Origin of the sequence: Gordonia jinghuaiqii (assembly GCF_014041935.1) — a bacterium.
GTDB lineage: Bacteria > Actinomycetota > Actinomycetes > Mycobacteriales > Mycobacteriaceae > Gordonia > Gordonia jinghuaiqii.
Genome location: NZ_CP059491.1, coordinates 3,474,625 through 3,494,541, shown reverse-complemented (window position 1 = coordinate 3,494,541; position 19,917 = coordinate 3,474,625). Strand labels below are relative to the sequence as shown.

Below are 19,917 nucleotides of genomic sequence, written 5' to 3'. Positions count from 1 at the left end.
GGAGCACCGGGCGGTGGTGGGTGACATTCCGGGTAGGTCCTCGGGTGCGGGGCATTAGGGTGAGCAGGGATCAGACGGTCTGCGGAGACCGCGAGTGGCATTCGGAGTGGTTGGACCCCATGAGGAGGTTGCGGTGCGCGCGGCGGTGATGGGAGCGGGTTCCTGGGGGACTTCGGTGGCGAAGGTCCTCGTCGACGCCGGGACCGACACGGTCATCTGGGCACGACGCCCCGAGCTGGCCGAGGCGATCAATACCGAGCACACCAACGCCGACTATCTCCCCGGCATCGAGTTGCCGCCGGAACTGACCGCGACGAGCTCGCCGGTGGACGCACTCATGGGCGCAGACATCGTCGTGTGTGGTGTGCCGTCGCAGTCGCTGCGCGACAATCTCGTGCAGTGGACTCCGTACATCGGGTCGGAGGCGTCGCTGGTGTCCTTGGCCAAGGGCATCGAATCCGGCAGCTTGCTGCGGATGAGCGAGGTCATCGCCGAGGTGACCGGGGTCGCCGACGACCGGATCGCGGTGCTGACCGGCCCGAATCTCGCGCGCGAGATCGCCGAGGAGCAGCCGGCGGCCACGGTCATTGCGTGCGTGGACGAGTCCCGCGCGGTCACCCTGCAGAGCGCGTTCAGCACCCGCTACTTCCGGCCGTACACCAACACCGACGTGATCGGCTGCGAGATCGGCGGCTCGGCCAAGAACGTGATCGCGCTGGCGTGCGGGATGGCCAGCGGTGTGGGTTTCGGGCAGAACACGCTCGCCACCATCATCACGCGCGGGCTGGCCGAGACCATCCGGCTCGGTGTCGCGGTGGGCGCGCAGATCGAGACCCTGGCAGGGCTAGCGGGGATCGGCGATCTCGTGGCGACGTGTTCGTCACCGCTGTCGCGCAATCGCTCGTTCGGGGCTCGTCTGGGGGAGGGGGCGACGATGGCCGAGGCCCAGGAAGCCACCAACGGGCAGGTCGCCGAGGGGGTGAAGTCGTGTTCGTCGGTGCGTGCCCTCGCGGAGAAGCATCAGGTGCCGATGCCGTTGACGGATGCGGTTCACGGGGTCTGTCACGACGGGACGTCGGTCGCCGACGCCATCAGCTCGTTGCTCGGCCGTAGCACCAAGCCGGAGATCTACCGAGACTGAGACTCCGGGCTGTCGCGAGAGAGGCCCCTCAGCCGAAGTCCAGCGGCCCGCGATCGAGGACGCGGGCGATCAGGCCGGAGATGTCGGTGATCGGTCCGTTGCCGGCCGTCGCGGGCACCCACATCGCGACGTACGGGCGATGGTCGACGCAGACATACGCCTGACCGGCGCCGTCGATGGTGTCGGTGATGAACCACTGCACGCCTGGCTGCCCGGACGCGTGGATCTCCTGCAAGTTGCTGGTCGGTGCCAGCTCGGCGGGCCGCGCCACTCCGCATCGCAACGTCATGTTGTCGCCGGCGCCCGCTGCGGGCCAGGTCGCGCGGTCACCGGAGATCTCCTTGGCGCCGAAACCCTCGAAGGTCTCCGGCGCTTCGGCGAGCAGCCGCGTGCACTCCGCGGACACCGGGCCCTGCGAGGCATACGACTCGATGGGGGTCGCCGGGTCGGGCCGGAGCGCGGCGAAGGTGATGAAGCCCGCGATGACCATGATCGGGACGGCCACCAGGGTCGCCACCAGTGCGGGGCTCAGCCGGCCGCGAGCGTCGTGGACATCGCCGTCGTCGGGGTCATGGCTGTCGTGGGGGTCATGGCTGTCGGGATCATCGTTATCCGGGCCCTTGGGGGTGTCATCGGAACCTGCTGACATCACGCCACCACACTAGGAGCAGCCGGACTCGGCGTGTTCGCCGGGATCTGCGGTGGCCGGGTCGGCCGGGGACGATCAGCGAGTCTTGGTCACGATCGGGCAGGTCAGGGTGCGGGTGATCCCGTCGACCTTCTGGATCTGCGGAACCACGTTCTCGGTGAGGTGTGTGACATCGGCGGCATCCACCCGGACGATCACGTCATACGGTCCGCTGACCTCTTCGGATGAGGCGACCCCGGAGATCTCCGCGATGGTCGCCGCCGCCAGCGCGGCCCTTCCGACCTCGGTCTGGATCAGTATGTATGCCTGAACCACGGACATCCTCTCAGTCTGTGCCGCATTGCCGACACGGGCTGTCGGATCCGTCGGTGCAGCGCGTGCGCGATCGTGTGGCAGTGCATGCGCCGCGCCGGACCTGGTCCGCCGCGAGCCCCATACACTGTGGCACACATTGTCACCGACAACCCCGTGCGCGCGCGACCGGAGAGAGTGAGGCCGGACAAGTGACCTTCGCCGACGACGTCGCCCCGAGCGGGGGGATCGACGGTCCCGGAACGGTCGGGTTGAACCGTTCCGCCACGGTGGGGGCGATCGGGGAGCGTGCGGTGATCGCCGCGCTGACCGCAGCCGCGACGTCGGGAGAGCCTGCCGACGACATAGTCATCGGATCGGGCGACGACGCAGCGGTTCTCGACATCGGCGGGTCCGCGGTGATCAGCACCGACACGATCGTGGAGGGACGGCACTTCCGGTTCGACTGGTCGACACCGCGACAGGTCGGGGCCCGGGCGGTGGTGCAGAGCGCCGCCGACGTCGCCGCCATGGGTGGGCGCACAACGGGTCTCGTCGTCTCGATCGCCTGCCCGGCGGACACCGCCGTGGGGGTCATCCTCGATCTCAACGACGGTGTGGTCGGCGCCGCGCACGCGCTCGGCGCCCGGGTGCTCGGCGGCGACCTCGTCGCCGCGGGTCAGGTGGTGGTGAGCGTGACCGCGGTCGGTGCGCTCGAGGGTCGCCCACCGGTGTCGCTGGGTGGGGCGCGCAGCGGCGACGTCCTGGCGGTGAGTGGTCCACTCGGTGCCAGCGCTGCCGGCCTCGCGGTGCTGTCGGCACCGGCGGTCGACGCCGATCGGTGGTCCGAAGTGGTTGCTGCGCATCGTGTTCCGTCGCCGGACCTGAGTCAGGGGCCGGTCGCCGCGGCGGCCGGGGCGCATGCCATGACAGACATCTCCGACGGGCTTGTGGAAGAACTGATCACGATGTCTCGGGCCACGAACGTGGCGATGTCCGTCGAGGCCGAGGCCGTGCCACGACGGCCCGACCTCGCAGTGCTCGCAGGTGAACTCGGGGCCGATGTGAACGAGTGGGTGCTGGCCGGCGGGGAAGACCATGAGCTGCTCGCCGCGTTCGAGGCCGCATCGGTGCCCGACGGGTGGACCGTGATCGGCTCGGTGGGCGAGCGCACGTCGTCGGCTCCCGAGGTGTGGGTCGACGGCAGCCGCGTCGGCGGACCCCACGGGCTCGACCTGCACGGGTGGCAGTCCTTCGCCGACCCGTCCGGTGTCTAGAGTCGTCCTATGGCGATTTACGCACTCGATGATCGGGAGCCCGTCCTGGGCGAGAACTGTTACGTGCATCCGGATGCCGTGGTGATCGGAGCCGTCACCCTCGGCGACGGCGTCTCGGTGTGGCCGGGGGCCGTCCTGCGGGCCGACTACGGAACCATCACCGTGGGCGCGCGTTCCAACATCCAGGACGGAACCGTCATCCACTGCACCATCTCCGACGCGACCGTCATCGGTGAGCGATGCGTGGTGGGACACAATGCGCACATCGAGGGCGCGACGATCGGCGACGACTGTCTCATCGCGTCGGGCTCGGTGGTCCTCAACGGTTCGACCGTCGGCAACGGCGCGATCGTCGGCGCCGGCGCCGTGGTCCCGTTCAAGTTCGACGTGCCCCCGCGGCGTATGGCACTGGGCGTGCCCGCCCGCCTGCGCGAGGGCTACGAGGTCCCCGAGGGCCACACCGAGCTCAATTGCGAGATGTACTTCCACAACGCCCAGCACTACCGCGAGTCGCTGCGCAGGCTCGATTGAGGAACATGCGCACCGGATCGCCAGACCAGACACACATCGGGGGACCAGCGTGACCGCACCACAGAAGCCGCTCGCCGAGATCATCGACCCCGGTTGGGCGGAGGCGCTCGCGCCGGTCGAGCCGATCATCACCGAGATGGGCCGGTTCCTGCGCAACGAGGTTGCCCAGGGGCGCCGCTATCTGCCTGCGGGACAGAACATCTTGCGGGCGTTCACCCGCCCCTTCGACGACGTCCGTGTCCTGATCGTCGGACAGGATCCGTACCCGACTCCCGGACATGCCGTCGGACTGAGCTTTTCGGTGGCGCCGGATGTACGGCCGATCCCGCGGTCGTTGACCAACATCTACACCGAGTACTGCAGCGACCTCGGATATCCGATGCCCGGCAACGGGGATCTGACGCCGTGGGCCGACAACGGTGTACTCCTGCTCAACAGGGTGCTCACCGTGGCCCCGGGTGAGCCCGCCTCGCATCGCGGGAAGGGGTGGGAAGAGGTCACCGAGTGCGCGATCAAGGCGCTGGCGTACCGCGACGAGCCACTGGTCGCGATCCTGTGGGGCCGGGATGCGGCGGGACTGGAGAAGTGGCTGCCGGATGTGCCGACCATCGTCTCGGCACATCCGTCACCGCTGTCCGCGTCGCGGGGCTTCTTCGGCTCGAAACCGTTCAGCCGCGCCAACGAGGAGCTCCTCGATCTCGGCGCCGAACCGGTGGACTGGCGCCTGCCCTGAGTGCGCAGGGGCGCCGTTGCGCTCCTCGGTGAGCGGGTCAGCGACCCCGCGTGAAGTCGGGGGCGCGCTTCTCGGTGAACGCGTCGACGCCTTCGACGCCCTCGGGGAGTCCGGCTCGTTCGGAGATGGAGCGGGCCTCGAGGGTGAGCTGTTCGAGCAGTGAGTTCCCGGCCGAGACCGAGAGCAGGTGCTTGGTGGCGGCGTCGGCGTGGCGCGGACCCGCGGCGATCTTCTCGGCGGTGGCGCGCGCGGTGGCCTCCACGTCGTCGTCGGCGACGATCTCGGACAGGATGCCCCACTGCAGGGCCTCGTCCGCGGAGATGATCCGGTCGGTCAGGATGATCTGGCGCGCGCGGGCGGCCCCGACAACCCGCGGCAGGGTCCAGGTCAGCCCGCCGTCGGGGGTCAGGCCGATTCCGCGGTAGGCGGGTCGGAGCCGGGTGGAGGAACCGCCGATGGCGACGTCGGCGTGGAGGACCAGTGACATGCCGGCTCCGGCGGCCCAGCCCTTGGCCGCGACCACGACGGGGCGGTCGGCCTCATGCAGTGCACTGACGAGCAGATGGAAGTTGTCGGCGATCTCACGCAGATAGGTGGGCCGGTCGTCGGCGGCGGCGAAGGCACGCACGTTGCCGCCGGCACAGAAGTTCTTGCCGAGGCCGGTGAGCAGGATCGCGCCCACGTCGCGTCGGCCGCGGGCCACCTCGCGCAATGCCTGCCGGCCTGCGGCGACAGCGGCGTCGTCGAGCGAATTGCCGGCGCCGGCGGTCGAGACCGCGACGGTGAGGACGCCGTTCTCCTCGGTGACGAGTGCGGCGTCCGGGCTTGCTTCGGTGGTGGGTGATGAGGTCATGCGCGAAACAGTATCCCGCGCACACCAAAGACCCGACGCCGGGGAGCTCTCGCTCGTGGCATCGGGTCTTGTGCTCTCGGACTCCACACCCGCAGGGCGGGTGAGGGATCAGACAGCTGCGGTCTTGCCGGCCTTCAGGCAGGAGGTGCAGACGTTCTTACGCTTGCGGTTGCCGGGGGCGACCTCCACGCGAACGGACTGGATGTTCGGGTTCCAGCGGCGGTTGGTACGCCGGTGTGAGTGAGACACCGACTTGCCGAAGCCCGGGCCCTTGCTGCAGATATCGCAGACGGCAGCCATCGTCGAACTCCCTTGATAGATGAATATGGTCTGTGTTCAGCCTCTCGGATCGATCGGCACCACCAACAGGTGTGCGCGTTGAGCGAAAGGCAACCCTGCAAGGATAACCAGGTCTGCCGGATGCCACCAAATCCGGGCCGTCTCGGCACGCGAAGGGCGCGCTCCGACCAGGCGGTCGTACACCCCGAGTAGCCTTGCCACATCCTCCCAGCCGGTCCTCCTCGCGCGCGACATCCCCTCGTCGCGCGCGCGGCACAGCGAGAAAGAGTCACCGTGATCGCCCGCACCGTCCACCCGCAGTTGCTGCGCGACTGGGCCCGTGTCTCGGTCGAGCAGCTCGAGATCCTGCGCGGCGAGATCAACGACCTCAACGTCTTCCCGATACCCGACTCCGACACCGGCAGCAACATGCTCTTCACGATGCGTGCCGCGGCCGAGGCGGCGGAGGCGACGCCGCCGGATGCCTCGCTCCCGGAGGTGGGGCGCGCACTCGCCGACGGTGCGGTGTCGGCGGCCCGCGGGAATTCCGGGATCATCCTGTCCCAGGTTCTCGTCGGCCTCGCCGACGGCGCGGAGATCCTCGGCGACACCCCGTCCCTGACCTTCGCCGAGCTGGCGACACTCGGCCTACGACTCGGTTCGCTCGCCGCGACCCGTGCCGTCAGCGAACCCCGCGAGGGCACCGTCCTCACCCTGGTCCGGGTGGCCGCGGAATCGGCGGCCGCGCACGAGAGCGAATCGGCCGCCGACCTCGTCCGTGCGATCGCCGACGACTGCGCCGAAGCTCTTGAGCGCACCCCGGAGCAACTCTCGGTACTCGCCGACGCCGGCGTCGTCGATGCCGGTGGTCGCGGCTTCCTCGCGCTCCTGGACTCGATGGTGCGGGTGATCACCGGGGTGTCGCACCGCCGGCGCCGCTACCGCGGCATCCTCACCGACAGCGCGACGCTCGGTCACGGCGTCGACGACACCTGCGCGGACGGCAGCGACCAGGACTTCGAGGTCATGTACCTGCTCGACGGCGCGGCCGGTGAGCAGATCGCCGAACTGCGCGAAAGCCTCAACCGCCTGGGCGACGCCGTGGTCATCGTCGGCGACAGTTCCAACGGCGAGGGCGAACGCTTCTCGGTGCACGTCCACACCTGCGAGCCCGGTGCGGCGGTGGAGGCCGGTGCCGGACTCGGTCGGCTCTCCGAGATCAGGATCAGTTGCTTTGCCCTCGATGCCATTCGCGCACAGGTCGATTCGTCCGAACCGCCACCGCGGCGCAAGCGAGCGGTGATGGCCGTAGTCCTCGGAGACGGCGCGGCCGAACTCTTCGGCGAGGCGGGGGCGACCGTGCTCCGCGCCGACGACGGACTCTCCGCCCAGGCGCTCGGACAGGCGATCCGCGACACCGACAGCGCCCACGTCGTGGTGATGGCCAACGGCGCGTTGGCATCTCAGGAACTCGTCACGGTGGCCACCGAAGTGCGGTCCACCCAGCGGTCGGTGCTGATGCTCCCGACGTCGTCGATGACGCAGTGCCTCGCGGCGCTCGCGGTCCATGATCCCAGCGAGGTGCCCGACGCGGACGCCTATGCGATGGCCGAGGCCGCCGCCGGGGCGCGTTGGGGATCGCTCCAGCTCGCCACCACCAAGATGATGACGCTGGCCGGTATGTCCGATGTCGGCGACATACTCGGCCTCATCGGCGACGATGTCCTCGTCGTGGCGCCCGACCAGACCTCCGCGGGAACGGCACTGATCGACCTCATGCTCGCAACCGGCGGTGAACTGGTCACCGTGCTCGCCGGCATCGACGTCGACGATGCGGCTCTCGCGGCCATAGCCGAGCAGATGCGACGCTCCTACCCGGGAATCGAGCTGGCGGTCTACCGCACCGGGCAGCGCAGCGACCTTCTCCAGGTGGGTGTGGAGTGAGCGGTTTCGCATTGTCGGACTCACTCGCCGACGTACTCGGGTCGAGGCCGGCCGAGATGCTGGCCACGCTCGGGGTGCACACCGTCGGAGAATTGTTGCGCTACACGCCCCGTCGCTACGTGCGTCGCGGGCACGTCGCCGATCAGGAGCGGCCGGAGACCGGGGAGTGGCTGACCATCGTCGGTCGGGTCACCAAGTCCGATCTCGTCCAGATGCGGAGCCGTAAGGGGGCGTTCCTGAAGGTCAAGGTGACCGACGACAACGACGTCTACGAGGCCAGCTTCTTCAATCCCTACAAGATCAAGGGACAGCTGCGGCCCGGCGCGCGCGTGATGATGGCCGGCACGGTCAAGTACTTCCGCGACCAGATCCAGCTGTCGCATCCGGAGTGGATGATCCTGCCCGACGGCGCACCGGAGATCGACCAGATCGTCGGCTCCAAGATGCTCAAAGAGATGTACGCCATCGAGGAGCAGGTCACCCGGGAGGTCGGGGGCAGCGCAACCGGCGACGGTCTCATCGCGATGTTCGATCGCGAGATCCTGCCGATGTACCCGGCCAACAAGAACGTTCAGACCTGGGACATCCTCGGCGCCGTCCGGCAGGTGCTGAACCAGAGCGCACCGATCCCGGACGCGCTGACCGAGGCGCAACGCCGAGACCGCGGACTCATCTCCACCGACGAGGCGATCCGCAAGATCCATCTGCCCGACTCCGACGACGATGTGAAGATCGCCTCGTACCGGCTGAAATTCGACGAGGCGATGGCCATCCAGACCGTGCTCGCCCAGCGACGGCTGGCCGGCCGCAGTGAGTCGGCGCCACCGTGTCCGCGGGTGCCCGGTGGACTCGAGGACAAGCTGCGCGAACGTCTTCCGTTCACGCTCACCGACGGCCAGCTCGACGTCGGCGAGGAGCTTGCCGAGGATCTGGCCCGCGCGCAACCGATGTCGCGGCTGCTCCAGGGCGAGGTCGGTTCCGGTAAGACCCTCGTGTCGTTGCTGGCGATGCTACGGGTGGTCGACAACGGCTACCAGTGCGCGATCCTCGCGCCGACGGAAGTGCTTGCCGCCCAGCACTACCGGACCATGAAGACGATGCTCGGCGATCTGGCTGAGGCCGGCGAGCTGACCGCCGCGGAGGGGGCCACCCGGATCGCGCTGCTGACGGGATCGATGAAGACCAAGGGCCGTCGCGAGACGCTGCTCGACGTGGTGACGGGGACGGCGGGGATCGTCATCGGTACCCACGCGCTGCTCGAGGAGAGGGTCGAGTTCTTCGACCTCGGACTCGTGGTCATCGACGAGCAGCACCGCTTCGGCGTCGAACAGCGGGATGTGTTGCGAGGCAAAGGCCGTGATGGTCGCGTGCCGCATTTCCTGGTGATGACCGCGACGCCGATCCCACGCACGGTCGCGATGACCGCCTTCGGCGATCTCGAGACATCGGTGCTGCGGGAGCTGCCGCGCGGCCGGCAGCCGATCAGTACATCGGTGGTGCCGGTGGGTCTGGCGTCGTGGGTCGAGCGGGTGTGGTCACGTGCCAACGAGGAGATCGACGCGGGGCGTCAGGTCTACGTGGTGTGCTCGCGCATCGGCGACGGACCCGAACCCGAGCCCGATCCGGACGGCGACGCCGACAAGGCGCCGAAGACCACATCGGTGCTCGAGCAGTACGAGGCGCTCGTCTCGGGTCCCTTCGCGCACCGCCGGGTGGAGATGCTGCACGGGCGGCTGCCCGCGGACGAGAAGAACGCCGTCATGGACGAATTCGGGCGCGGCGAGATCGACGTGCTGGTGTCCACCACCGTCATCGAGGTGGGTGTGGACGTACCCAACGCGACCACCATGGTCATCGTCGACGCCGAGCGATTCGGCGTGAGCCAGCTGCATCAGCTGCGCGGCCGCGTGGGTCGTGGGCAGCACGCCGGGTTGTGCCTGTTGATGACGCAGAGTCGCGACGGCTCACCGTCGATGCAACGACTCCGCGCGGTGGCCGCCTCCAACGACGGTTTCGAACTCGCGCGGGTCGACCTCGAGCAGCGTCGCGAAGGTGACCTGCTGGGGTCGCTGCAGTCCGGTGTCAACACCTCGCTCCGCTTCCTGTCGCTGCTCGACGACATCGAGGTCATCGAGGACGCCCGCGGGCTCGCCGAAGATGTGGTGAGCGAGGACATCACACTCCTGGAACACCGGGCGCTGGCCGACCTGGTCGACGGAATCCTGGTGCCACAGAAGATCGCATACCTCGACAAGTCCTGAGTTCAGCAGGCGGAACCGGAATCGGCCCGCGCGCGTCTGAATCAGCATGGTGCTGCGCGATGTGATCCTGCGGTCGCCGGCTTTGCGGCGCATTCGGATGCGGGTGCGCTGGATTCGATGGAGCCACCCGAGTGCGGTCACCTGGTCGGCCCGGCAGTGGTGGGTGCTCATCGTCGCGGTGGTGACCGCGGTCGTGGTGGCCGTCGGGGCCGGTGGGGTCGGCTCGGGTCCCGAGGTCGATCAGCGCGTTCGTGCGCTTGCTCATCAGGCCCTGTCGGGTCTGGGATCGATTCCGGTGGCCGGTGTCCGAGCCGACCGAGGAGATTACGACCGCAGCGCCTTCGGTTCGGCCTGGACCGACGCGGTGACGGTTCCCGGCGGCGGCAACGGCTGTGACACCCGCAACGACGTGCTGGCACGAGACCTACACGATGTGCGCGCAGGCCCGGTGTCGAGTTGCCCGCGAGCGGTGCTGGCGGGGGAGTTGCGCAGTCCGTACACCGGTGACTTCGTGGTGTTCCGTCGTGACCGCGGTGCGTCGAGCATTCAGATCGACCACATCGTGCCGCTGGCCTACGCATGGGACATGGGTGCCTGGTCGTGGCCGCCGGACAAGCGCCAGAACTTCGCCAACGATCCGGCCAATCTCGTTGCGGTCGACGGCCACTCGAACCAGGACAAGGGCGACTCCGAACCGGCGCGCTGGATGCCGCCGGCCCGCGGGTTCTGGTGTCAGTATGCGATCCAGTTCGTAACCGTCAGTGCGACATACGGTTTGATGCTCGACGCCGCGTCGCGCGAGGTGCTTGTGGATGCGCTGCGGCAGGCCCGCTGAGGGAACGTCCTCGTGGACAGTTGCCCATTGCGTCCTCGGCTGCTTGCGGAGGATGCTTGATGTCGAGCGCGGCTGCGCTGGAACTCGAGTCTTCGGAGGTCGCCATGACCCAACTGCCCGACCCGGTCGACACCGCTGTCAGAGCGTTGACCGCCATGGGGAGCGGGACGCGGGCCGACGTGGAGGCGGTCACGCATCCCGAGAACGTCAACAGGGAGGCGAAGGACGAGCCGCCTGCGTGCAGGGGCCTGGGGCCCGATGCGACGTGGGCCACCGCGATCTGGCTCCGCACGGCGTTCATCAACCTCCGGCACACTCCACACGACGTCGTCGCCGACGGGGATCTCGTCGTGGTCCACGCGACGATGTCGGGGACCCAGACCGGCCCGTTCGTCGCCTACGGCGAGAATGCCGCGATCACCCAGGTATTCGCGCCGACCGGACGCGATTTCGCGGTGACACAGACGCATTGGTTCCGGTTACGTGACGGTCTGTGTATCGAGCACTGGGCGAATCGTGACGACCTGGGTATGGCGCAGCAACTCGGCTGGGTGCCGCCGACACCGCTGTACCTGTTTCGGTGCGCGAGAGCCAAGCGCACGGCGATGCGAGCAGAGCGGGCGTGACCCGGCGCCGATCAGTCCGAGAAACTCGGCGGCCCACCGGCCGGCCGCTTGATCTGTGAGAAGACCGACGTGCCCGCCAGTGTGACGAGCGAGGTGTAGAGCGCGGCGGCGTCCTCTCCGGTTGGGAATCCGGAGAGGACCGGACCGAAGAAATGCGTGCCGTCGATGCCGATGAGCGGGCTGCCGCCGGTCTCTCCCAGTGCATCCTGGCTGCGTTGATGCGATGTGCGTAGCGGCTCGTCGAACGTCTCGTCGTCCATCGCCTCGGCCAACTCCGCGGGGAGCCCGGCCTCGGTCAGGATCTCGGCGACGACGTCTGGGGTCATCTCATCGCCCGCGTGGTGGAGACGTCGGCCGGTCGCCGAGTACAGGGGCCCGATCGATTCGGTGCCGTTCTTCGCGACGGCGGCCATGAAGACTCGTCCGAGTCGCCGCGACGTGTCGAGTTGGCGGCGCTGGCCCTCCGAGTCCGGCTGCTGGTCCTCGTTCAGAACGGCCAGGCTCATCACGTGCCAATCGACGGAGGCGCCGTGGGTGCCGGCCTGGTCGATGAGCCAGCGGGATGCGGCCCAGGCGAACGGGCACACCGGGTCGAAGTGGAAATCGAAGTGGGTCATGGAGCTCCTGTGTTCGTGGGTGTTCTGTTCGTCCGGGTGTCTCCGCGGGTCAGGACTGCTTCGACAACGCGTCGATCGCGGCGCGCAGCTTCTCCGCGGCGTCACGCGCGACCGGCTCGAGGTCGGCCTCACCCGAAACCTGAACCATCAGATCGGGATTCATCGCCTCCACGAGAGTCGTGCCGGGGTTGTCGGGGTCCGATCGGACGACGACGTTGCACGGCAACAGCAGTCCGATCTGGCGCTGGACGCCGAGCGCACGGTGCGCCAACGGCGGATTGCAGGCGCCGAGGATCAGATACGGTTCCATGTCCTCGTCGAGCTTGGTCTTCAGCGTCGCCTGGACGTCGATCTCGGTGAGGACGCCGAAACCCTGGTCTGCGAGTGCGGCGCGGGTTTTCTCGACCGCCTCGGCGAAGGGGACCGCCAGCGTGGTGGCCAGTGCGAGTGTCATGGTGTTCCTTTCTTTTCGACTCGACTCGACTCGACTCGACTCGGTCGGGTCTGAGTCCCTGTGTACCCGGTTGTGCAGATCTCAATGCGAGAAGCTGATCGAGGGCAGGATTCGGCGCAACCAGCCCGGTGTCCACCACGCCGCGCGCCCGGTGATGCGTAGCAGCGCGGGCAGAAGCGTCAGCCGGATCAGGACAGCGTCGAGCAGGACCGCCACGCCGAGGATGATCCCCATCTCCTTCGGAGGTAGCGGTTCGGCCAGTGCGAAGGTGAAGAACACCGCCACCATGACCGCGGCCGCGGCGAAGATGATGCGGCCGGAGTGTGCCATTCCGTCGATCTGTGCGGTGGCGGCGTCACCGGACCGCTCGAAATGCTCCTTGGCTGTGGCGAGGAGGAAGACGGTGTAGTCCATCGCGATCGCGAAGATCATGGCGAAGAAGAACACCGGCGCCCACCCGTCGAGGAAGCCCTGCGGGCTGAAACCCAACAGGTCCGCGAGGAACCCGTCCTGGAAGATCAGCTTCGCGACGCCGAAAGCGGCTGCCGTGGACAACAGGCTCACCACCGTGCCGATCAGGGCGATCAACGGTGCCTGCAGGGACACCAGGAGCAGCAGGAAGCCGAGGATGAGGATGACGGAGACGATCAGGGGGAAATAGTCGTTCAGCGTCTGCTGAAGGTCGAGGTTCTCGGTGGGCGCCCCGCCGACCACTGCGCCGTCGGGCAGGGTGTTCCGGAGATCGCCGACGATGGTGCTCATCTGTCCATCGGACGGGTCGACCGACGGAAGGGCCTGCATGAGAACGTATTCCGAGCCGTCCACGGCAGGCATCGGGGGAGTGACCATCTCGATGCCAGGGGCCTGTGCCGCGATCTCGGCGGTCTCGCGCGCCTCGTCGGCGGGTGCGACGATCTGCAGCATTCCCGGTGCGCCCTCACCCATCTGGGATTGGACGAGTTCGTAGCCCTGGCGGACCGGGGCGTCGGACGGGACGACGCCGATCGACGGCATCGCAACCTTCAGCCCGAAGACCGGGATCGAGAGTGCGATGAGAACGACCAGGGAGCCGGCGGCAACGGTCCACGGGTGGCGGTGCAGGAAGCCTCCCCAGCGCGCGAACATCGGCGACCGGTGCTGCTGGCGGCGCGCGTACGGCATCGAGACCGCGTTGACCTTGCCGCCCAGCTTGCCCAGCGCAGCGGGTAGGAGGGTCAGCGTGGCCGCCAGGACGAAGAACACCGCCAGCATGATGCCCACCGCCATGGTGCGCACCGCCGGTGCGGGGACGAGCAGCACGGCCGACAGGCTCACCAGAACCGTGATGCCGGAGAGCAACACGGCCTTTCCTGCGGTGTCCATGGTCTCGGCGACCGCGGCGCGCATGTTCTCGCCGCGTTCCCGGATGGAGTCGCGGAAGCGAGACACGATGAAGAGTGCGTAGTCGATGCCCAGCGCCAGCGCGAACATCATGGCGAAGTTGATCGCCCACACCGAGATCGGCGTCACCTGGTTCAGCAGGACCAGGCCCCCTGCGGACGCGACGAGTCCTGCGATGGTCAGCAGCAGGGGCAGTCCGGCCGCGACCAGGGACCCGAAGGCGAGCACCATGATCGTCAGCGTGACCGGCCAGGAGAACAGCTCTGCCTTGATCATGGCGTCGTGGTTGGCCTTGTTGAAGTCGCTCCACAGAGCCGAGGCCCCGGTCGGGTAGACCTCGACCCCGTTTCCGGACATCCCGGTCAGCGCGTCTTTGTGCTCGTCGACGGCGCGAACCATGTCGTCGGTGTTGGCCGCTGCGCCCATGATGACGATCCCGGTGTGGCCGTCGGGACTGATGGACATGCCGGGTTGCGGGGGTAGGACCTGGGCGAACCGGTCATCGGTTGCGGCGAGCTCGGTGATCTGTGCGACCACGGCCTGGACTTCAGGGCTCTCGACGCGAGTGTCATCGGAGTGGACGACCACCTGCACGGCAGCCGAGGAGTTCCCGCCGAAATGTTGCTGCGTCAGGTCTCGGACCTGGACGGACTCGGACCCGTTGGCTTGCCAGCCCGCGCCCGCGAGCGAGGAGAACACCGACGGTGCTGCGGCGCCCAGGACCAGCAGGGCCAGTAGCCAGAGACCGAAGACCCAGCGGGCGTGGCCGGCCATGGCCGCACCCCATCGGCCGAGTAGGCCGGCCGATGGACTCGATGAGTCTGGTGTTGCTTCGTGTTCGGACAGGGCCGACTTCGGCGCCATGGTTTCCTTCCTTAGATACCCCATGGGGTATATGTCTGGTCGCGAACATACCCAAGGGGGTATGTTGTCGTCAAGAACCAGCGGTCGCGCTTCCGGGAATCTGCCGGTGGCCGCACACCCGGTGGTCGATGACGAGGAGAGTCGCGATGACAGTTGAAGCGAGGCCCCACATGGCCGTTGGTGACGAGGCGATGGGTGCCGTCCTGAATCGGTTGCGACGTGCTCAAGGGCAGCTCGCGGGTGTGATCGCGATGATCGAGGCCGGTCGTGACTGCAAGGATGTGGTCACCCAGCTCGCCGCGGTGTCACGCGCGCTCGACCGCGCAGGCTTCAAGATCGTCGCCTCCGGGATGCGGCAGTGCATCGAGACCGCCGACGGTGAACAGCCGCCGTTGTCCGAGGCGGAGCTGGAGAAATTGTTCCTCGCGCTCGCGTGAGCACCGGGTCTGTCGGTGTCTGTTGGGCGACGAGGTGGCGAGAAACCGACCTCGTCGCCGGCTCAGGCGTATCTCTTTGGGGGCGCGTCCGGGCCGGCGCTACTCTTGGGGACGGCACATCTCCCGGGCGGTCTCGTCTCGGGACCACCGCGAAGTCGAGGATGTAGATGAGCGCACCCACCGCAGAGCAGGCCGTCGCCGAGGGCGGTTCCGACACCGAGATGGTCGTCCTCGGACTCGCCCGGGCGGCCAAGTCGGCGTCCCGGTCGTTGAGTGCGCTGACCACCGCGGGCAAGAACGAGGTGTTGCTCGCTGCGGCCGATGCGATCGAGGCCGCGTCGGAGACGATCCTCGCCGCGAACGCCGAGGACATCGCGCGCGCGGAGGAGGCCGACACCGAGGCCAGTCTTCTCGATCGGCTGCGGCTCGACGAGTCGCGTGTGGTCGGGATCGCCAACGGACTTCGGCAGGTGGCTGTCCTGCCCGACCCGATCGGTGAGATCGTGGCGGGCAAGACCCTGCCCAACGGCTTGCAGCTCCGCCAGCTCCGCGTCCCGCTCGGCGTTGTCGGCATCGTCTACGAGGCGCGTCCCAACGTGACGGTCGATGCGTTCGGGATCGCCTTCAAATCGGGTAACGCGGTGTTGCTGCGCGGCTCGTCTTCGGCGGCGTCGTCGAACGCCGAACTGGTGCGGGTGCTGCGGGAAACGTTGTCGTCGAAGGGGATCAGCGCCGACGCCGTGGCGCTGCTGCCCAGTGAGGACCGCTCGAGCGTGACCGCGCTCATCCGCGCACGCGGCCTCGTCGACGTGGTCATCCCGCGTGGTGGGGCGGGTCTCATCGAGGCCGTCGTCTCCAACGCGACCGTGCCGACCATCGAGACCGGCGTCGGTAACTGCCACGTCTATGTCCATGCCCTCGCCGACCTCGACGTCGCGGCGCGGGTGATCCTCAATTCCAAGACCCGCCGGCCCAGCGTCTGCAACACCGCCGAGACCGTCCTGATCGACAAGGCTGTCGCGGCCGACGCCCTGCCCCGCATCACCTCGGTGCTGCAGACCCAGGGTGTGGTGATCCACGGCGACGAACCGGGCATGGAGCCGGCCACCGAGGACGACTGGTCCAAGGAATATCTGACCATGGACATCGCGATGAAGGTCGTCGACGGCCTCGACGCCGCGATCGCCCACATCGACACCTACGGGACCGGGCACACCGAGGCGATCATCACCACCGACCTCGCGGCCGCCGACGAATTCACCCGCCGCGTCGACGCCGCTGCGGTCATGGTCAACGCCTCGACCGCCTTCACCGACGGTGAGCAGTTCGGCTTCGGCGCCGAGATCGGCATCTCCACCCAGAAGCTGCACGCCCGCGGCCCCATGGGACTGCCCGAACTGACCTCGACCAAATGGCTGGTCTGGGGCAACGGCCACGTTCGGCCGGCGTGATGACGGGCGCCACGGACCACACCGGGGCGGGCCCCCAGGTGGTCCCCTCGTTCACTGCTGTCGACGACGTCGTCTCACGGCTCCGCGAGACCGGATACCTCGCCGACGACGCCACCGCGACGTCGACCTTCCTCGCCGACCGACTCGGCAAGCCGCTGCTCGTGGAGGGCCCGGCCGGGGTCGGCAAGACCGAACTGGCCCGGTCGATCGCGGCGGCGACCGACGCCGAACTCATCCGGCTGCAGTGTTATGAGGGCATCGACGAGGCGCGCGCGCTCTACGAGTGGAACCACGCCAAGCAGATCCTGCACATCCAGGCCACGGGCACCCGGGCGTGGGACGAGGCCAAGACAGACATCTTCTCCGATGAGTTCCTGCTGCCGCGCCCGCTGCTGAAGGCGATCTCCCGTGAGGGCGCCACCGTGCTGCTCATCGACGAGGTCGACAAGGCCGACGTCGACATGGAGGGCTTGCTGCTGGAAGTGCTCAGCGACTTCGCGATCACCATCCCGGAGATGGGAACTGTTGTCGCGCAGCGTCGTCCGATCGTGCTGCTCACCTCCAACGCCACCCGTGAACTGTCCGAGGCGCTCAAGCGTCGCTGTCTGTACCTCTACATCGACTTCCCGGATGCCGAGCGTGAGAAGGAGATCCTGGCATCGCGGGTGCCGAACCTGTCGGATTCGCTCAGCGCCGAACTGGTCCGGATCGTCGGTGTCCTGCGCACCCTCGACATCCGCAAGAAGCCGTCGGTGGCCGAGACGATCGACTGGGCCAACACGCTGCTCGCACTCGGAGCCGGTGAGCAGGGCGCGGCGAAGGGCGGTGGCCTTGACGACGGTCTCATCGCGCGGACCCTGGGCGTCGTGCTCAAACATCGCCCGGACCTGAAGACGGCCCTCAAAGAACTCAAGCTGGGCTGATGACCGTTCCGCTCGTCGCGCACCTCACCGACTTCGTCGATGAGCTGCGCCGACGCGGGATCGTCGTGGGTCCGTCGTCGCTGATCGACGCGGCGAGCGCGATGGAGGTCCTCGATCTGCTCGAGCGCTCGCGACTTCGCGAGGGACTCGCCACGACGCTGCTCGTCGACCACGCCCACCGCGGGGTGTTCGACCGTGTCTTCGACCTGTGGTTCCCGGTCGGCGCCGGGATGCGCACGGTCACCGAGGATCTGCCGCGTACGCCGGAGGGCTCCCTCGATATCGAGGCGGTGCGGGATGCGCTCGCCGAGATGCTCGCCGACGACGCCGCGGCCAATGATGGTCGGCTCGAGCAGGCGATCGCGATGATCGTCGACGAGTTGGGGCGTTACGGCTCGACCAAAGGTGAGGCGTTCTCGGCCTACCAGGCGATCTCGGCGGTCAGCCCCCAGACGCTGATCGCGAAGATAGCGGCGGCCATGGACACCGGTGAGCCCGATGGCGGGCGCGCCGGCACCGATCCGCTCTACCGCCAGGCCGCACGGAAGAAGGCCAGCGACCTGCGTGCCGCGATCGAGCGGGAGACGCAGCGCCGGATGGCCGACCGCAACGGTCGCGACAAGGTCGGTGCCTACGCCGTGCCGCCGCTGCCGGAGAACGTCAATTTCCTCTCCGCCGGCGCGAAGGAACAGGTGGAGATCCGCAAGACCATCGAACCGCTGGCGCGGTTGCTCGCCGCGAAGCTGGAGACGCGCCGGCGGCGTGCGCATCGCGGAGCGGTCGACGTCCGCAAGACCCTGCGGGCGTCGATGTCGACCGGCGGCGTGCCCATCGAGCTCAGCCACCGCAAGCCGCGTCCGGGGCGTCCTGAACTCATCATCATCTGTGACGTCTCGGGGTCGGTCGCCGGGTTCAGCCAGTTCACGCTGCGGCTGGTCTACGCCCTGCGTCAGCAGTTCTCGAAGGTCCGGGTGTTCGCCTTCGTCGACACCGTCGACGAGGTGACCGACTACTTCGACCACGGCGAAGAGGATTTCGGCGCGGCGATGCACCACATGATCTCCACCGCCCGGATCTCCACCCGCGACGGTCACTCCGATTACGGCAACATGCTCGCCGGTTTCGTCAGCGACTACGGCGACTCGCTGACCCATCGCGGGGCCCTGCTGATTCTCGGCGATGCGCGCAACAACTACCACGATCAGCACGCCGACGCGCTGGCCGAGCTCGTCGAGCGCGCCCGGCATGCGTACTGGCTCAATCCCGAGGCCAAGCAGCACTGGGGGACGGGCGACTCGGTCGCCACCGACTATGCCGGGGTGATCGACATGTTCGAATGCCGCAACGCGACGCAGCTCGGGACCGTGATCGCCGACCTGTTGCCCATCTGACCAGCGCCCGACTCTGTTCGCCGACCCCCACGCGTAGACTGACCGTCCATGTCACCCGACCGCCCTCGTGCGCGCCGTATCGGCGTCATGGGTGGCACATTCGATCCGATCCACAACGGTCACCTCGTCGCGGCGAGTGAGGTGGCCCACCGCTTCTCGCTCGATGAGGTCATCTTCGTCCCGACGGGCAGGCCGTGGCAGAAGTTCGGCGAGCATGCGACGGTGAGCCCACCCGAGGACCGCTATCTCATGACGGTCATCGCGACGGCATCGAATCCGCAGTTCAGTGTGAGCCGCGTCGACATCGACCGCGACGGCGACACCTACACCGTCGACACGCTGCGAGATCTGCGTGCGCTCCTTCCGGATGCGCAGCTGTACTTCATCACCGGCGCCGATGCGTTGGAGTCGATCCTGTCGTGGCAGGACTGGGAGGAGCTGTTCGAGCTCGCCCGGTTCGTCGGTGTGAGCCGGCCGGGCTACGTACTCGACGCGAAGCATCTGGCCCACCGCCTCGACGCGATGCCCGAGGACACCCTGCATCTGCTGGAGATCCCGGCGCTGGCGATCTCGTCCACCGAATGCCGTACGCGCGCCGTGCAGGGTCGCCCGGTCTGGTACCTGGTGCCCGACGGCGTCGTGCAGTACATCGCCAAGCGCAAGCTGTATCGTGCGCCTCGTGCGTCGTCGCCCGGGACGACCGCGCCGGGAGCGCAGCGAGCGGGCGAAGAGGGTGCCGCGCCGGGAGCGCAGCGAGCGGGCGAAGAGGGTGCCGCGCCGGGAGCGCAGCGAGCGGGCGAAGAGGGTGCCGCGCCGGGAGCGCAGCGAGCGGGCGGAGAAAATACCGCGCCGGGAGCGCTGCGAGCGGGCGGAGAAAATGCCGCGCCGGGAGCGCTGCGAGCGGGCGGAGAAGATACCGCGCCGCCCGGCGAGAGTGTGCGGCGGGCCGAGGATCAGGTGGTAAGCGAATGAGAGGACTT

The 19,917-nt window shown here is 68.2% G+C and carries 19 protein-coding genes and 1 pseudogene; 13 read left to right on the top strand and 7 right to left on the bottom strand.

Annotated elements, in window-relative coordinates:
• Nucleotides 1–133 precede the first annotated feature (133 nt).
• Entirely contained in the window at nucleotides 134–1,141 is a 1,008-nt protein-coding gene (locus tag H1R19_RS15585; RefSeq protein WP_188327662.1) for an NAD(P)H-dependent glycerol-3-phosphate dehydrogenase, read from the top strand.
• A 28-nt stretch (nucleotides 1,142–1,169) separates the two neighbouring features.
• On the opposite strand, the gene H1R19_RS15580 is transcribed toward H1R19_RS15585, so the two are convergent.
• Nucleotides 1,170–1,793: a DUF3515 domain-containing protein gene (locus H1R19_RS15580; RefSeq protein ID WP_219849501.1), complete on the bottom strand. Its 624-nt coding sequence runs from the start codon at nucleotides 1,791–1,793 to the stop codon at nucleotides 1,170–1,172.
• Nucleotides 1,794–1,865: 72 nt separating this feature from the next.
• Nucleotides 1,866–2,111, bottom strand: a complete 246-nt coding sequence (locus H1R19_RS15575) for an Lrp/AsnC ligand binding domain-containing protein (RefSeq protein ID WP_219849500.1) — start codon at nucleotides 2,109–2,111, stop codon at nucleotides 1,866–1,868.
• 218 nt (nucleotides 2,112–2,329) lie between these two features.
• On the opposite strand from H1R19_RS15575, the gene H1R19_RS15570 reads away from it, so the two are divergent.
• From H1R19_RS15570 to H1R19_RS15560, 3 genes are read left to right on the top strand one after another with little or no spacing between them, the layout of a single operon-like run.
• Complete coding sequence (locus H1R19_RS15570) at nucleotides 2,330–3,358, top strand: thiamine-phosphate kinase (protein WP_244970998.1); 1,029 nt, start codon at nucleotides 2,330–2,332, stop codon at nucleotides 3,356–3,358.
• A 9-nt stretch (nucleotides 3,359–3,367) separates the two neighbouring features.
• Nucleotides 3,368–3,889 (top strand): gamma carbonic anhydrase family protein, encoded by a 522-nt coding sequence (locus H1R19_RS15565; RefSeq protein ID WP_188327666.1) that lies wholly within the window; start codon nucleotides 3,368–3,370, stop codon nucleotides 3,887–3,889.
• 49 nt (nucleotides 3,890–3,938) lie between these two features.
• Nucleotides 3,939–4,622, top strand: a complete 684-nt coding sequence (locus tag H1R19_RS15560) for a uracil-DNA glycosylase (RefSeq protein WP_188327667.1) — start codon at nucleotides 3,939–3,941, stop codon at nucleotides 4,620–4,622.
• Nucleotides 4,623–4,659: 37 nt separating this feature from the next.
• Here H1R19_RS15560 and H1R19_RS15555 read toward each other — a convergent pair whose 3' ends face one another.
• Nucleotides 4,660–5,475 (bottom strand): enoyl-CoA hydratase/isomerase family protein, encoded by an 816-nt coding sequence (locus H1R19_RS15555; protein ID WP_219849499.1) that lies wholly within the window; start codon nucleotides 5,473–5,475, stop codon nucleotides 4,660–4,662.
• 108 nt (nucleotides 5,476–5,583) lie between these two features.
• Complete coding sequence (rpmB, locus tag H1R19_RS15550; RefSeq protein ID WP_065632754.1) at nucleotides 5,584–5,775, bottom strand: 50S ribosomal protein L28; 192 nt, start codon at nucleotides 5,773–5,775, stop codon at nucleotides 5,584–5,586.
• A gap of 273 nt (nucleotides 5,776–6,048) precedes the next feature.
• Here rpmB and H1R19_RS15545 point away from each other — a divergent pair, with 273 nt between their 5' ends.
• Genes H1R19_RS15545 through H1R19_RS15530 form a run of 4 tightly spaced genes read left to right on the top strand, consistent with a single transcriptional unit; the run spans nucleotide 6,049 to nucleotide 11,420 of the window.
• Complete coding sequence (locus H1R19_RS15545; RefSeq protein WP_219849498.1) at nucleotides 6,049–7,698, top strand: DAK2 domain-containing protein; 1,650 nt, start codon at nucleotides 6,049–6,051, stop codon at nucleotides 7,696–7,698.
• Nucleotides 7,695–9,959 (top strand): ATP-dependent DNA helicase RecG, encoded by a 2,265-nt coding sequence (recG, locus tag H1R19_RS15540; protein WP_219849497.1) that lies wholly within the window; start codon nucleotides 7,695–7,697, stop codon nucleotides 9,957–9,959. Before H1R19_RS15545 ends, recG begins: the two co-directional genes overlap by 4 nt.
• A gap of 46 nt (nucleotides 9,960–10,005) precedes the next feature.
• Entirely contained in the window at nucleotides 10,006–10,794 is a 789-nt protein-coding gene (locus tag H1R19_RS15535) for an HNH endonuclease family protein (protein WP_219849496.1), read from the top strand.
• 59 nt (nucleotides 10,795–10,853) lie between these two features.
• Nucleotides 10,854–11,420, top strand: coding sequence for an ester cyclase (locus H1R19_RS15530; protein ID WP_308258774.1), 567 nt, complete (start codon nucleotides 10,854–10,856; stop codon nucleotides 11,418–11,420).
• 11 nt (nucleotides 11,421–11,431) lie between these two features.
• On the opposite strand, the gene H1R19_RS15525 is transcribed toward H1R19_RS15530, so the two are convergent.
• The 3 genes from H1R19_RS15525 to H1R19_RS15515 form a co-directional block, all read right to left on the bottom strand.
• A complete protein-coding gene (locus H1R19_RS15525; protein WP_219849495.1) occupies nucleotides 11,432–12,037 on the bottom strand; it encodes a mycothiol-dependent nitroreductase Rv2466c family protein in 606 nt (201 codons plus the stop codon).
• A 49-nt stretch (nucleotides 12,038–12,086) separates the two neighbouring features.
• The gene (locus H1R19_RS15520) at nucleotides 12,087–12,491 is read right to left on the bottom strand and encodes a DUF302 domain-containing protein (RefSeq protein WP_188327673.1); all 405 of its coding nucleotides are present in this window, start codon (nucleotides 12,489–12,491) and stop codon (nucleotides 12,087–12,089) included.
• 81 nt (nucleotides 12,492–12,572) lie between these two features.
• Nucleotides 12,573–14,735: an MMPL family transporter gene (locus H1R19_RS15515; RefSeq protein ID WP_219849494.1), complete on the bottom strand. Its 2,163-nt coding sequence runs from the start codon at nucleotides 14,733–14,735 to the stop codon at nucleotides 12,573–12,575.
• Between the two features lie 170 nt (nucleotides 14,736–14,905).
• On the opposite strand from H1R19_RS15515, the gene H1R19_RS15510 reads away from it, so the two are divergent.
• The 5 genes and pseudogenes from H1R19_RS15510 to nadD all read left to right on the top strand — a co-directional run.
• Nucleotides 14,906–15,172, top strand: a complete 267-nt coding sequence (locus H1R19_RS15510; protein ID WP_188328029.1) for a metal-sensitive transcriptional regulator — start codon at nucleotides 14,906–14,908, stop codon at nucleotides 15,170–15,172.
• Nucleotides 15,173–15,339: 167 nt separating this feature from the next.
• Nucleotides 15,340–16,623, top strand: a complete 1,284-nt coding sequence (locus H1R19_RS15505) for a glutamate-5-semialdehyde dehydrogenase (protein WP_188327675.1) — start codon at nucleotides 15,340–15,342, stop codon at nucleotides 16,621–16,623.
• Complete coding sequence (locus H1R19_RS15500) at nucleotides 16,623–17,546, top strand: AAA family ATPase (protein WP_188327676.1); 924 nt, start codon at nucleotides 16,623–16,625, stop codon at nucleotides 17,544–17,546. The genes H1R19_RS15505 and H1R19_RS15500 overlap by 1 nt, the downstream gene beginning before the upstream one ends.
• Complete coding sequence (locus H1R19_RS15495; RefSeq protein ID WP_219849493.1) at nucleotides 17,546–18,937, top strand: vWA domain-containing protein; 1,392 nt, start codon at nucleotides 17,546–17,548, stop codon at nucleotides 18,935–18,937. Before H1R19_RS15500 ends, H1R19_RS15495 begins: the two co-directional genes overlap by 1 nt.
• A 48-nt stretch (nucleotides 18,938–18,985) precedes the next feature.
• A pseudogene (nadD, locus tag H1R19_RS15490) lies at nucleotides 18,986–19,777 on the top strand (nicotinate-nucleotide adenylyltransferase); the annotation flags it as partial.
• Between the last annotated feature and the right edge of the window lie 140 nt (nucleotides 19,778–19,917).